The sequence below is a fragment of the Vibrio sp. CCUG 15886 genome (assembly GCF_028570825.1).
GTDB lineage: Bacteria > Pseudomonadota > Gammaproteobacteria > Enterobacterales > Vibrionaceae > Vibrio > Vibrio vulnificus_B.
The window spans coordinates 365667-378399 of sequence record NZ_JAQQBT010000002.1; the positions used below are offsets into that span (position 1 = coordinate 365667).

Consider the following 12733-nt stretch of genomic DNA (forward strand, 5'->3'; position numbering starts at 1 on the left):
TATGATAGTTTGGAGTGTTGCAAATCAAAAAGGTGGTGTTGGTAAAACCACCACCACCGTCACTCTAGCTGGGCTACTGAGCAAAAAAGGCCATCGTGTTCTTTTGGTTGACACCGATCCACACGCATCACTAACGACCTATTTAGGCTTCGACCCCGATGCGGTCACCAGCAGCCTATTTGATCTTTTTCAACTTAAAGAGTTTACGCGTGAAGCGGTTAAACCGTTGTTGTTGAAAACAGATGTAGAAGGGATCGATATCATACCCGCGCACATGTCTTTGGCGACCTTAGACCGAGTGATGGGCAACCGCAGTGGAATGGGCTTAATCTTAAAGCGTGCGTTAATCGCGTTGTCCAAAGATTATGACTATGTGCTGATTGATTGTCCGCCAATTCTTGGCGTCATGATGGTCAATGCTCTGGCGGCCAGTGACCGAATCTTAATTCCAGTTCAAACGGAATTCTTAGCCATGAAAGGCTTAGAGCGAATGATTCGTACGCTCGCGATTATGCAAAAATCGCGTCGAGATCCCTTTAAAGTCACCATTGTGCCAACGATGTACGACAAACGCACCAAGGCGTCGTTACAAACGTTAACGCAGCTTAAGAAAGATTACCCAAATCAAGTTTGGACATCGGCGGTGCCAATTGACACCAAGTTCAGAGACGCGAGCTTAAAACGTTTACCCGCTTCGCATTTTGCAGAAGGGAGCCGCGGGGTATTTGCCTACAAACAATTGCTGATTTACTTAGAGAGGTTAGCGATTGATGAGTAGCAAAGAAGCGGTGTTATCCAGTGAAAAAGCGTTAGATGATTACTTCAGCGCACTCTTAGACGAAGAGCAAGAGCTGGAGCTTATTGTTGAAGAGGATGAGCAGACTGCCGATTGGTCAGGGGCATCTTACGAACCAGAACTGCAAATCAAGTATTCAGAGCCAGAGTCTTATAGTTATGCCGAAACAGAGCTAAAAGAATTTGAAGCCCCGAATCTGGAAGATGTTGAACGCTTACTCAGTCAACTTGAGTCAACCAATGTCGTTGACGAATTGGGTCTCGACGATATTTTGGCGCAAAACACCGCGTCCATCGCTGAGCTTCAGCAAGAAGCCAGTCAGGTTGCCGAAGACGTCGCTGTCATCGAAGAAGAACCTGTCGCCATCTTGGAAGAGGAAATCCAAGATTGGACAGTAGAAACCGAGGTGGTTGAAGAGATTCAGGATTGGCAAGTCGATGTCGAGGAGCCAGAAATTGCGCCTGTCGAGATCGAACCTGAAGTTGAAACCATTGAGGCTGAAGTAGAGCAAATCGCCGAAGACGTTCAGGTTGAGTTAGAAACGCAAACGTCTGCTAGTGAACAGAAAGATTGGACGTCGACTCAACGAGATATCGCTTTCCAAGTGCTCTATTTTGACGTCAACAGCGTCACCTTTGCTGTTCCGTTGGATGAGTTGGGTGGCATCCATCAACTGACACAGTTGAACCACTTAATCGGCAGACCGGGTTGGTACCTAGGCTTGCAAACCAATCGGGATCAGCAACTGGATGTGGTTGATACGGCACGCTGGGTCATGCCAGACAAACTGGCTGATGAAGAATACAAATCGAACTATCAATATATTGTCATGCTAGGTAATAGTATGTGGGGTTTAGCCAGCAATAAGTTGCTGGGCACTGAGCTTCTTTATCCAGAAAAAGTGCGTTGGCGCGAGCAATCGGGTAAGCGTCCTTGGCTTGCTGGCATGGTGAAAGAGAAAATGTGTGCTTTAATTCATGTAGACGCATTAATTTCCATGCTAAATGCCGGGCTGGATGTAAAATCATTAAATTCAGAATTTTGAGAAGTCGGGAACGACATTAACGAGGATTAGCCATGTCTCATTCTAACGAAGTAGAAGTTAAAAAAGATCACACAAATGATGAAGTACTTCAGTGGGTGACGTTCCAGCTGGAAGAAGAAACTTACGGCATTAACGTAATGCAAGTTCGTGAAGTGCTTCGTTATACAGAAATTGCACCTGTTCCGGGCGCGCCAGATTACGTTTTAGGCATCATCAACCTACGTGGTAACGTCGTAACGGTTATCGATACACGTTCTCGTTTTGGTTTGATGGAAGGTGAAGTGACAGACAACACCCGTATCATCGTGATTGAATCTGAGCATCAAGTGATTGGTATCTTAGTCGATAGTGTTGCGGAAGTGGTTTACCTACGTTCATCTGAAATTGACTCGACGCCTTCTGTGGGCACAGACGAAAGCGCGAAATTCATCCAAGGTGTAAGTAACCGTGACGGCAAACTATTGATTCTAGTTGACCTTAACAAGCTACTGACTGACGAAGAATGGGATGAAATGGCTCATCTATAATGGTTGAGATGTTTTCTAATAGTCCAGCGTTGCTTGTTGGTGTTGGACTTTTCGTCTTACTGTTGTTGGTTGTGCTTCAGCTACGGATAAAAGCGACGTTGCAAACGCGTTTGGATAGCCAAGGGCAGAAGCTGCGTAGCAGCGAGAAAGAGTTACAAAAAGCGAACAAGCAGCTATTAGAAGTGAGATCGGTTGTTATCGGTTTAGGCCAACGCGTCAGCGAGCAACAAGAGATCATTCAACACTTAACAGAGCGCGTGGTTGAGCTTGAGCAAGCGGATACCGATGGGCGTTTGTATACTCGAGCCAGCAAAATGGTTCAACTTGGTGCAGACGTCAATGAACTGATTAAAGAGTGCGAACTGCCAAAAGCAGAAGCCGAGTTGATGCTTTCTCTGCAAAAGAAAATTGCAGGTAAAGAGAAAATTCCACCGCTAAGCAGCCAATTGTCGGACTTAGACGAAACGGCGGCAAAAAAAGCACCGACGCGTCGTCGATAGTGTGATTTAAACAGTTAGAGAGACAAAAAGAAGCTTCGGCTTCTTTTTTTGTATTTGGCCAAAAATGGCCATTTCTCCATGATTCATGCATCTGAAGGAATAGAGGTGGAAAGTTCAAGGAACTCAATAAAATTGAGAGACTTATCACTCTATAGAGGTAAATTTAAATAAATGTGATAACAGGTTAACAAATTCTCACCAACTGACAAACATAGAGGCTTTGTTATCCTGTCTTGTCACTTATTAGGTGTGTTAATATACCCCTCTAATTTGTGTCGCTATGAAGCCTTATGCTAGAAGTATCCAATTTAACTGCTATTCGCGATGAACGCGTCCTTTTTGAAAATCTTCAGTTTGAAATCAAACCCGGTGAGTTGGTGCAGATTGAAGGTCGAAACGGTACGGGTAAAACAACGCTACTTCGAATCGTGACTGGGCTTGGCGATAGAGATGAAGGCGCCATCAAATGGAAAGGGGAGGCGATCGAAAAAAGCCGCGACCAGTTCCATCAAGACTTGCTTTTTTTAGGTCATCAAACCGGGGTAAAAAGAGAGCTCACCGCGTTTGAAAATTTACGCTTTTATCAATCGATTCATAATTCAGATTCCTCTTCAGAACGGATTTTTCATGCCCTGACTCAAGTTGGATTGGCAGGTCGAGAAGATGTGCCCGTTGCACAATTGTCTGCTGGACAGCAGAGACGCGTGGCGTTGGCTCGTCTTTGGTTAAGTCATCAGATTCTTTGGATTCTTGATGAGCCGTTAACCGCCATCGACAAACAGGGTGTCAAAGTACTTGAGTCACTGTTTTCCAACCATGTTGATAATGGGGGCATCGTAATCTTGACGACACACCAAGATATGTTTGCAGATAGCCCGAAACTAAGAAAAATTAAATTGGGTGATTGAGATGATTGCTGCAATGACAACCATTATTCGCCGTGAGCTGCTTATTGCCTTTCGCCGCCAAGCTGACATTTTGAACCCACTGTGGTTCTTTATCATTGTCATTACGTTGTTCCCCCTCAGTATTGGTCCTGAGCCAAATTTGTTAGCGCGTATTGCAGCAGGCATTGTTTGGGTAGCGGCATTGCTATCTGCTCTATTATCTTTAGAGCGTCTGTTTCGCGATGATTTTCAAGATGGTGCGCTTGAACAAATGATGTTGATGCCGATCCCATTGCAACTTGTGGTGATTTCAAAGGTCATAGCTCATTGGTTATTAACGGGACTGCCATTGATACTGATCAGTCCGTTGTTGGCGATTTTGCTCTCATTGGATTTTAATACGTGGCTTTCGGTGGTACTGACGCTTCTTGTCGGAACGCCAACGCTGAGTTTTATCGGTGCAATTGGTGTGGCGTTAACGGTTGGATTACAAAAAGGCGGTGTATTACTCAGCCTGTTAATCTTGCCTTTGTATATCCCAATTTTGATTTTTGCGACGTCAGCGATTGATGCTGCAGCATTGGGTATGACGTATAACGGCCAGTTAGCCATATTGGGAGCGATGTTGGTCGGCGGTATGACACTGACACCGTTTGCCATTAGCGCCGCCCTGAGAGTCAGCGTTAACTAACTATACCGAGAATGATTAACTGAGGTTAATACAAGATCGGATCAAAGAATTATTATTAAAGCACTGCTAGTGTAACACGCTAAGTTTGTGCCTGAGTGAAGTAAGAGTGAGAACTAAACATGTGGAAATGGCTCCATCCTTATGCAAAGCCAGAAACAGCCTACCAGCTTAGTGGTAAGTTGTTACCTTGGTTTTCCGTTTTAGCCCTGATCTTTTTGACGGTAGGTACAGTGTGGGGACTTGCATTCGCACCCTCCGACTATCAACAAGGTGACAGTTTTAGAATCATCTATATCCACGTCCCATCTGCGATTTGGTCGATGGGTGTGTACATGTCGATGGCCATTGCCGCATTTATCGGCCTAGTTTGGCAAGTCCGTCTTTCTGAAATGGCAGCGTTGGCGATGGCGCCAATCGGTGCTGTTTATACCTTTATTGCGTTGGTAACAGGTGCCGTATGGGGCAAGCCGATGTGGGGTACTTGGTGGGTATGGGATGCTCGCTTGACTTCAGAATTAATTCTTCTATTTCTTTACTTGGGTGTGATTGCGCTTTATCACGCATTTGATGACCAGAAAACAGCGGCAAAAGCAGCGGGCATCCTGGCCATTGTTGGTGTGATTAACCTGCCAATTATTCACTTCTCCGTAGAGTGGTGGAATACCTTGCACCAAGGTGCCACCATTACCAAATTTGCTAAGCCTTCCATTGCTTCGACCATGTTATGGCCGCTGCTAACAAATATTTTGGGCTTTGCGTTTTTCTTTGCCGCGGTGACGATGGTGCGTTTCCGTAATGAAATCATCAGTAAAGAAAGTCATCGTCCTTGGGTGCGCCAGTTGGCGCTTGGCAAGACTCAGTGAGGGTTTTAGATCATGCATTTTGAATCTCTGAGCGAATTTTTTGCTATGGGTGGGTACGCTTCTTACGTGTGGGGCGCTTTTGGTATTACCTTTTTGGCCATGCTGATTCTATTGATCAGCAGCTTACGTCGTAGCGATGCGCTTCTTCAAGAAGTAAAAGCGAAGATAGATCGTCAGGCACGTATCGATGCCGCGAAGAATATGGAGAACACCCTATGAATCCAAGACGTCAAAAGAGACTGGGGATTATTTTAGCGATTTTAATCGGTGTCAGTGCCACTATCGGTTTGATGATCTACGCCTTGAACCAAAACATGGACCTTTTCTATACCCCAACCGAATTGGTGAATGGCAAAGATGATGGCACTAAGCCAGAAGTTGGTCAGCGCCTACGTATTGGCGGAATGGTGGTGATGGGGTCTGTGAGACGCGATCCAGAATCTCTCAAAGTACGCTTTGATCTTGCGGATGTGGGCCCTAAAGTGACCATCGAGTACGAAGGTATCCTGCCAGACTTGTTCCGTGAAGGACAAGGTATCGTGGCTCAAGGTGTCTTAAAAGACGCCACGACGGTTGAAGCGTTTGAAGTTTTAGCAAAACATGATGAAGAGTACATGCCACCAGAAATCGCAGAGGCGATGAAAAAAACGCATGCACCGCTTCAATACTCTGAAGAACAAAAACAAGGAAGCGGCCAATGATTGCTGAAATCGGTCACTTTGCCCTCATCGTCTCACTGGCGATGGCGGTATTATTGAGCTTACTGCCCCTGTGGGGAGCCTCAAACAACAACACCATGTTAATGAACAGTGCACGTCCGCTCTCTTGGGCAATGTTCATCATGCTGTTTATCTCTTTCATCGTGCTGAGTTACGGCTTCTATGCCAATGACTTCACGTTGCAATACGTCGCAAGCAACTCAAATAGTCAGTTACCTTGGTATTATCGCCTTACCGCGGTGTGGGGTGCGCATGAAGGTTCATTGTTGCTATGGGTACTTATCCAAGCCGCATGGACGGTTGCGGTGGCCACATTCAGCCGCGGCATGCCACAAGAATCTGTGGCGCGAGTACTTGCTGTGATGGGGATGATTTCAGTTGGTTTCCTGCTGTTTATTATCGTTACTTCAAACCCATTCTTGCGTACGTTGCCATTCTTCCCAGTCGATGGTCGTGATCTAAACCCACTGTTGCAAGACCCGGGTTTGATTGTTCACCCACCTATGCTCTACATGGGTTACGTTGGCTTCTCCGTGGCATTCTCTTTTGCGATTGCCTCGCTGATGACAGGTCGTCTTGATACTGCGTGGGCTCGTTGGTCTCGCCCGTGGACAACCGCTGCATGGGTTTTCCTGACATTAGGTATTGCACTTGGCTCTTGGTGGGCATACTACGAGCTTGGCTGGGGTGGTTGGTGGTTCTGGGATCCAGTAGAAAACGCCTCTTTCATGCCTTGGCTTGCGGGTACGGCGCTAATGCACTCACTTGCGGTTACTGAAAAACGCGGCACGTTTAAAGCCTGGACAGTGCTACTGGCGATCTCTGCGTTCTCATTAAGCTTGTTGGGTACTTTCTTAGTCCGTTCAGGCATCTTGGTGTCGGTGCACGCGTTTGCATCCGATCCTTCTCGCGGCATGTTTATTCTTGGTTTCCTCGTCTTTGTGATTGGTGGTTCGTTGCTGCTGTTTGCTGTTAAAGGTGCAGCGGTGCGCGTGCGTGGTAATTTTGACTTGGTTTCTCGAGAAAATGCACTACTGGCAAACAACGTACTATTGATTGCCGCCTTAGTGGTTGTGTTGGTGGGTACGCTTTTACCATTAGTGCACAAGCAAATTGGTTTAGGCTCGGTTTCTATCGGCGCACCTTTCTTCGACATGCTATTTGCATGGCTGATGATGCCTTTTGCGTTCTTATTGGGTATTGGTCCTCTGATTCGTTGGAAGCGTGACCAACTTTCACACCTGATTAAACCAATGGCCATTTCTGGTGTGCTGGCATTTGCATTAGGCTACCTATGTGTCTATCTGTTCGCGGATTTCTTCGATGTGATGGCATACATTGGCTGGGTGATGGCTATCTGGATCATCGCAATGCACGGCTTCGAGCTTTATGAACGTGCAACGCATCGTCATCCATTCTTGACTGGTGTTCGTAAGCTACAACGTAGTCACTGGGCAATGATGTTGGGCCATGTTGGTCTCGCAGTGACGGTGATTGGTATTGCGATGGTGCAAAACTACAGTATTGAACGCGACGTGCGTTTGGCGCCTGGTGAGCATTTCCAAATTCAGGGTTACGATTTCTATTTCTCAGGTCTTCGTGACAAAGATGGTCCGAACTACGACGGCTATATCGCAGACTTTGAAATCACTCATAACGGTCAGTACGTCAATACATTGCATGCAGAAAAGCGTTTTTATCGCACTGCAAAATCAATGATGACCGAGGCAGCAATTGACCGTGGCATCACGCGAGATCTCTATATTGCTATGGGTGAGCGCTTGGAAGATAACCGTTCTTGGGCTGTTCGTATTTACTACAAACCGTTTGTACGTTGGATCTGGGCAGGTTCTCTGATTATGTCGTTTGGTGGCTTGTTGGCCATGTCAGACAGGCGTTACCGTTTCCGCAAAAGCAACAAAGCCGAGACGAAAACCAAGCTAAATGAGCAAGAGGCATAAGATGAACAAGAAAATTCTGTTTATACCGTTGTTTGCCTTTATGGCACTGGCTGTGGTTTTTGCCACTCAGTTGGTTAAAAACCAACAAGGTGATGATCCAACCAAGTTGGAATCGGTTTTGGTGGGCAAGCCAGTCCCGACTTTTAAGCTGGAAGATCTGGCTGAACCAGGAAAGCTCTACGACCAGTCGGTTTTCAAAGGTGAACCGCTGCTGCTTAATGTCTGGGCGACTTGGTGTCCAACGTGTTACGCCGAACACCAATACCTCAACGAACTTGCAGGCAAAGGCGTCAAGATCATCGGTATGAACTACAAAGATGATCGCACCAAAGCGGTGGGCTGGTTGAATGACTTAGGCAATCCATACCTCATTAGTTTGTTTGATGGCAATGGCATGCTTGGTCTCGATCTTGGTGTTTACGGTGCGCCGGAAACCTTTATTATCGATGCCAACGGCGTGATCCGTTACCGTCATGTTGGGGATGTAAACCCGCGTAACTGGGCTGAAACACTGGAGCCGCTCTACAACAAATTGGTCGAGGAGGCGAAACAATGAAAAAGCTTCTTTTAGCCCTTTTTGCTGCAATTACCTTCTCGCTTGCGGCACACGCAGCAATTGAGGTGTATGAGTTTGATAACCTTCAGCAGGAACAACAGTTCAAAGAGTTAGGGCACACCTTGCGTTGTCCGAAGTGTCAGAACAACACAATTTCCGACTCCAATGCCGAATTGGCTCAAGATTTGCGCCAGAAAGTGTATGAGATGACCAAAGAAGGCAAGTCTAAGCAAGAAATCGTTGATTACATGATTGCTCGCTACGGAAACTTCGTGACTTACAACCCACCATTGACGCCAGCAACATCCATTTTGTGGCTAGGACCCATTGGGGTTATTGTCATTGGTTTTACTTTGATTGTTTTGAGAAGCCGTAAACGCAAAACAGCCAACCAAGCCGAGGATGAGGCATGGGATGCTGAAAAAGAAGCTCGTCTTAAAGCGTTATTAGACGAAGAGAACAACGGAGACAAACAATAATGACTCTTTTTTGGTTATCCACTGTCGCCCTTACTTTGGTGGCATGCGCATTGATTGCAATGCCGTTGTTAAAGCAAAAAGCCAATAATGACGACGTATTACGCGACGAGCTGAACAAAGCTTTCTATAAAGATCGCCTCTCAGAACTTGAGGAAGAGACATCAGAAGGGTTGGTTGAAGATCAGCAAGATTTGATTGCTGACCTGAAACAATCACTGCTCGATGATGTACCGGGAGAAAAGAAACAGGCTGAAACCAAAATTTCGCCGATGGCCGTCTTAATCCCGTCGGTGATTTTGACTGTCGCGCTAAGCTATGGTCTATACATCAAGTTTGGTGCCTATCAAGATGTGGTGAAATGGCAAGAAGTGAATGCGAACTTGCCTGAGCTTTCGAAAAAATTGATGTCTTCCAGCGCTGAACCGTTAAGCGACGATGAAATGGAAGATCTGACTTTAGCATTGCGTACCCGTCTGCATTATCAGCCTGATGATGCGACAGGGTGGTTGTTACTAGGCCGCATTGCTCTGGCGAATCGCGACGTCAACACCGCAATTGATGCGATGCAAAAAGCGTTTGATCTGCAACCAGAAGATGCTGACATCAAACTGGGTTACGCACAGGCATTAATGTTGTCACAAGACGAAATGGACCAAAATACGGCTCGTTCGATTTTGAGCCAGTTGGTTCGTGAAGATTATGTTGACTTACGCGTATTCTCTTTGCTGGCATTTGATGCATTTGAACGTCAAGACTTTGCTGCTGCCATTAAGTACTGGAGCATCATGCAACAAATGATTGGTCCAGAAGACAGCCGATACGAAATGCTGGCGCGCAGTATTGAAAGTGCCAAGCAGCGTATGGGCGAGAATGTCGCCACAGGTAAGAGCGTTGCCGTTACCATTGAGCTTAGCCCGCAAGTGCAGGCGGATCCGAACTCAGTACTGATCGTCTCTATACATAATGCGGATGGCTCACCAATGCCTGTTGCTGCGGCTCGTTACCCACTGGGGACATTCCCTCGTACCGTGGTATTGGATGATGGCAATAGCATGATGCAAGGACAAAAGCTTTCTAGCTTAAGTGAGCTGATGGTTCGCGCCCGTATCGATAGTGATGGTAACGTGGCAACTCGTGACGGTGACTGGTATGGCGAAAGCGAACCCGTTGCGTTGGGAACACCAGTGACAGTCAGTATTAATAATCAATATTAATCTTGTTGGCTATCAAGTAGAATCATCAAGGTCAGTGAATACTGGCCTTGATTTTTATCTATCGGCAAAATAGTTGCCAACGAAATGGAAATAAAAATGCATTACAAGGGGAAGTCTCTCGCGACACTATTACTACTCTTGTTCGGCTTGGCTGGATGTTCAAGTGTGCCAGACGAACAACAAGAGCAGAACGATGAGGCATCAGCACAACACCACTATGAAGGCGATCCGTTTGAGTCGTTTAACCGCTCAATGTGGACCATCAACTACGATTATCTTGACCCTTATATCGTGCGTCCTGTCTCTTTGGCTTACGTTGAGTACACGCCTGGGCCAGTAAGAGTCGGCGTCGCCAATTTCCTCTCTAACCTCGATGAGCCTTCCAGCATGGTGAATAACATCATTATGGGAAATGGGCAGCGAGCGGTGGACCACTTCAACCGTTTCTGGATTAACTCGACCTTTGGCTTGCTCGGTTTGATCGACATTGCCTCTGCAGCAGGCATCACCAAGCATGATGAAAAAGCGTTTAGCGACGCCGTCGGCCACTATGGCGTTGGTAATGGTCCCTATTTGATGATCCCGGGCTATGGTCCTTACACCGTAAGGGAAGTGACTGATACCGTTGATGGTATGTATGTTCCTCTGGTGTACCTCAATTTTTGGGCTGGGCTGGGTAAATGGGCGCTAGAAGGAATGGAAAAACGCGCCTTACTCGTGAATCAAGAAGGACAGTTAGAAGCCTCTCCGGATCCTTACGCGTTAACTCGTGAAGTGTATCTCCAGCGCCAAGCATTCAAAGCGGAGATCAAAAAAGAGGAAGTGGATGAAGAGGAAGAAGCGCTGCTTGATGAGTATTTAGACGAGTATTAGTTGTCGACTAAAGGTGGTGTTCTCAGTCCTCTTAAACCCAATGAGCAATTAAAAAATCCGCAGATAGCGAAAATGAAAAAGGGCTTAGTCAACACTAAGCCCTTTTTGATCTGCGTATGAACGAGATTAGAAGCGGTAGTTCGCTTGAACACCAATTAGCCACACGTTACCCGTGGTTTCACCGACAAACTGACCGCCAATAGCTTGTGCTTTGTCATCCGATTCGTAACCACGTGATTCCTTAATTGGCGCATCTTTCGCAATGATATAGGTAAAGCCTGCGTCTAGTGTGAAGTTCTGAGTCCAATCGTAAGTTGCACCAACGCTCAACCAAGTACGATCCGTTTCTGGAATGGTGATGGTACGGTTTTTATCGCTCACGGCTGAGGTGTCATAAGCAATACCGGTTCTTAGCGCCAATTTAGGCTGTAGTTGGTATGTTGCACCAACGGCAAAGCGGTAGTTGTCTTTCCAGTTTTCTACTTTCACCATTGAGCCTGGATTGTTGTCTAAATTCGCATAAAGCTCTTTAAAACTGCTCCAGTCTGTCCAGTTAATACTGGCATGTAGCGCTAGCTGTTCAGAAAGCTGGTGGAAGCTTGCGAGTTCTGCGGTTGCAGGTAGAGTTAGTGCCATGCTTCCCGTATCGTAGAAGTTAGGTGTATTTTGGAAAGCAATACCTTCTGCGTGACCTTCCAATTTTAGTTCCACTTCAGATTTATACGTAAAGCCAACACGGTGATTCTCGTTGATCTGCCATGCTGAGCCAATTTGCCAACCCCACGCGGTGTCATCACCTTCCATATATTTCAAAGTGGTACCCTGAGGTAAGCTGATTGGAGCCCCGGTGATTGGATGCTTACCTACAATATTGTTTTTGGGAGCAGTTGCGCCAAAGCTACCTTCAGCAATAATGTAACGAACACCACCGCCAACGCTGAACTGCTCGTTAAGTTGGTAAGCAAGGTTTAAGTTCGCTTCTTTACTGATCACGCTGGCTTCGTTACCAAAGTGAGAGGCAGCGAAATCTTTGCCTAGGTCAGTTTCCATACCGTAGTTGGTGCCTAGTGCAAAACCAATCGCAAGTTGGTCATTGTAACGATGCGAGATGTAAAGGTTTGGAATAATTGCGTCGTGGGCAAAATCTTCAGAGCTTGCCGCAGTATTACCGAGCATTGGATGACGAACTTCGCCTTCCACATCAATATTTGGGTTTACATAAATCGCGCCAACAGATACTTGTGTACCCTCTAGGTAGGTCAGCATCGCTGGGTTACGCCATTGTGCGCTTGCGTTGTCTGCCATCGCTGCTTCACCAGCGTATGCGCGGCCAAGGCCTGTTGCCGAGTATTCTGCTAACTGGAAGCCTGCTGCATTTGCAAGATTTGCACTAGAAAGTAGGCCAAAAGCGACTGCTGTTGATAGAAGAGTCTTGTTGGTTTTCATTATGTTTGTTCGCTGAATAAGTGAATATGTGGGGACGAATTGTAGATCTAGAGCAAAAGCTTTAAAAACCAAATGCCAATAAAACAGTGTATTCAGACTAATTAACTATAAAAACGATACTGGATGATTGAATATGCTATTTGTTATCGGCTTGTTTTGAAATTTGAGCGTACACG

15 protein-coding genes are annotated in these 12733 nt (G+C 46.2%); 14 read left to right on the forward strand and 1 reads right to left on the reverse strand.

The genetic code is table 11. From position 1 onward, the window contains the following. The first annotated feature begins 1 nt into the window (after position 1). The 14 genes from PQQ36_RS08430 to PQQ36_RS08495 all read left to right on the forward strand — a co-directional run bounded on the left by PQQ36_RS08430 (position 2) and on the right by PQQ36_RS08495 (position 11111). Positions 2-778 (forward strand): ParA family protein, encoded by a 777-nt coding sequence (locus tag PQQ36_RS08430; protein WP_011079856.1) that lies wholly within the window; start codon positions 2-4, stop codon positions 776-778. Further along, positions 771-1841: a chemotaxis protein CheW gene (locus PQQ36_RS08435; RefSeq protein ID WP_273660727.1), complete on the forward strand. Its 1071-nt coding sequence runs from the start codon at positions 771-773 to the stop codon at positions 1839-1841. The genes PQQ36_RS08430 and PQQ36_RS08435 overlap by 8 nt, the downstream gene beginning before the upstream one ends. Before the next feature lie 32 nt (positions 1842-1873). After that, on the forward strand, positions 1874-2368 hold the full coding sequence (locus PQQ36_RS08440) for a chemotaxis protein CheW (protein WP_011079858.1): 495 nt from the start codon (positions 1874-1876) through the stop codon (positions 2366-2368). Beyond that, positions 2368-2868 carry a DUF2802 domain-containing protein gene (locus tag PQQ36_RS08445; protein ID WP_011150904.1) on the forward strand — a complete coding sequence of 167 codons (501 nt, stop codon included), beginning with the start codon at positions 2368-2370 and terminating at the stop codon, positions 2866-2868. The genes PQQ36_RS08440 and PQQ36_RS08445 overlap by 1 nt, the downstream gene beginning before the upstream one ends. 290 nt (positions 2869-3158) lie before the next feature. Beyond that, complete coding sequence (gene ccmA, locus PQQ36_RS08450) at positions 3159-3776, forward strand: cytochrome c biogenesis heme-transporting ATPase CcmA (protein WP_045596740.1); 618 nt, start codon at positions 3159-3161, stop codon at positions 3774-3776. A gap of 1 nt (position 3777) precedes the next feature. Then, a complete protein-coding gene (gene ccmB, locus PQQ36_RS08455; protein WP_013571307.1) occupies positions 3778-4446 on the forward strand; it encodes a heme exporter protein CcmB in 669 nt (222 codons plus the stop codon). A gap of 119 nt (positions 4447-4565) precedes the next feature. Next, a complete protein-coding gene (locus tag PQQ36_RS08460) occupies positions 4566-5309 on the forward strand; it encodes a heme ABC transporter permease (RefSeq protein ID WP_011079862.1) in 744 nt (247 codons plus the stop codon). A 12-nt stretch (positions 5310-5321) separates the two neighbouring features. Continuing rightward, positions 5322-5528, forward strand: coding sequence for a heme exporter protein CcmD (gene ccmD, locus PQQ36_RS08465; RefSeq protein ID WP_273660728.1), 207 nt, complete (start codon positions 5322-5324; stop codon positions 5526-5528). Then, positions 5525-6010, forward strand: a complete 486-nt coding sequence (gene ccmE, locus PQQ36_RS08470; protein ID WP_011079864.1) for a cytochrome c maturation protein CcmE — start codon at positions 5525-5527, stop codon at positions 6008-6010. The genes ccmD and ccmE overlap by 4 nt, the downstream gene beginning before the upstream one ends. Next, positions 6007-7989, forward strand: a complete 1983-nt coding sequence (locus tag PQQ36_RS08475; RefSeq protein WP_011079865.1) for a heme lyase CcmF/NrfE family subunit — start codon at positions 6007-6009, stop codon at positions 7987-7989. Before ccmE ends, PQQ36_RS08475 begins: the two co-directional genes overlap by 4 nt. A 1-nt stretch (position 7990) precedes the next feature. Next, positions 7991-8545, forward strand: a complete 555-nt coding sequence (locus tag PQQ36_RS08480; protein WP_011079866.1) for a DsbE family thiol:disulfide interchange protein — start codon at positions 7991-7993, stop codon at positions 8543-8545. Then, positions 8542-9024 (forward strand): cytochrome c-type biogenesis protein, encoded by a 483-nt coding sequence (locus tag PQQ36_RS08485; RefSeq protein ID WP_011079867.1) that lies wholly within the window; start codon positions 8542-8544, stop codon positions 9022-9024. Before PQQ36_RS08480 ends, PQQ36_RS08485 begins: the two co-directional genes overlap by 4 nt. Next, complete coding sequence (gene ccmI / locus PQQ36_RS08490) at positions 9024-10238, forward strand: c-type cytochrome biogenesis protein CcmI (RefSeq protein ID WP_045623953.1); 1215 nt, start codon at positions 9024-9026, stop codon at positions 10236-10238. The genes PQQ36_RS08485 and ccmI overlap by 1 nt, the downstream gene beginning before the upstream one ends. Before the next feature lie 84 nt (positions 10239-10322). Next, the gene (locus PQQ36_RS08495; RefSeq protein ID WP_038941252.1) at positions 10323-11111 is read left to right on the forward strand and encodes an MlaA family lipoprotein; all 789 of its coding nucleotides are present in this window, start codon (positions 10323-10325) and stop codon (positions 11109-11111) included. Between the two features lie 126 nt (positions 11112-11237). On the opposite strand, the gene PQQ36_RS08500 is transcribed toward PQQ36_RS08495, so the two are convergent. After that, positions 11238-12557: an outer membrane protein transport protein gene (locus tag PQQ36_RS08500; protein ID WP_273660729.1), complete on the reverse strand. Its 1320-nt coding sequence runs from the start codon at positions 12555-12557 to the stop codon at positions 11238-11240. Positions 12558-12733: the final 176 nt, after the last annotated feature.

Excerpts from the sequence above, each read along its gene's own strand:
- PQQ36_RS08430 (WP_011079856.1), top strand. The coding sequence starts at position 2 with ATGATAGTTTGGAGTGTTGCAAATCAAAAAGGTGGTGTTGGTAAAACC.
- PQQ36_RS08435 (WP_273660727.1), top strand. The coding sequence starts at position 771 with ATGAGTAGCAAAGAAGCGGTGTTATCCAGTGAAAAAGCGTTAGATGAT.
- PQQ36_RS08440 (WP_011079858.1), top strand. The coding sequence starts at position 1,874 with ATGTCTCATTCTAACGAAGTAGAAGTTAAAAAAGATCACACAAATGAT.
- PQQ36_RS08445 (WP_011150904.1), top strand. The coding sequence starts at position 2,368 with ATGGTTGAGATGTTTTCTAATAGTCCAGCGTTGCTTGTTGGTGTTGGA.
- ccmA (WP_045596740.1), top strand. The coding sequence starts at position 3,159 with ATGCTAGAAGTATCCAATTTAACTGCTATTCGCGATGAACGCGTCCTT.
- ccmB (WP_013571307.1), top strand. The coding sequence starts at position 3,778 with ATGATTGCTGCAATGACAACCATTATTCGCCGTGAGCTGCTTATTGCC.
- PQQ36_RS08460 (WP_011079862.1), top strand. The coding sequence starts at position 4,566 with ATGTGGAAATGGCTCCATCCTTATGCAAAGCCAGAAACAGCCTACCAG.
- ccmD (WP_273660728.1), top strand. The coding sequence starts at position 5,322 with ATGCATTTTGAATCTCTGAGCGAATTTTTTGCTATGGGTGGGTACGCT.
- ccmE (WP_011079864.1), top strand. The coding sequence starts at position 5,525 with ATGAATCCAAGACGTCAAAAGAGACTGGGGATTATTTTAGCGATTTTA.
- PQQ36_RS08475 (WP_011079865.1), top strand. The coding sequence starts at position 6,007 with ATGATTGCTGAAATCGGTCACTTTGCCCTCATCGTCTCACTGGCGATG.
- PQQ36_RS08480 (WP_011079866.1), top strand. The coding sequence starts at position 7,991 with ATGAACAAGAAAATTCTGTTTATACCGTTGTTTGCCTTTATGGCACTG.
- PQQ36_RS08485 (WP_011079867.1), top strand. The coding sequence starts at position 8,542 with ATGAAAAAGCTTCTTTTAGCCCTTTTTGCTGCAATTACCTTCTCGCTT.
- ccmI (WP_045623953.1), top strand. The coding sequence starts at position 9,024 with ATGACTCTTTTTTGGTTATCCACTGTCGCCCTTACTTTGGTGGCATGC.
- PQQ36_RS08495 (WP_038941252.1), top strand. The coding sequence starts at position 10,323 with ATGGAAATAAAAATGCATTACAAGGGGAAGTCTCTCGCGACACTATTA.
- PQQ36_RS08500 (WP_273660729.1), bottom strand. The coding sequence starts at position 12,557 with ATGAAAACCAACAAGACTCTTCTATCAACAGCAGTCGCTTTTGGCCTA.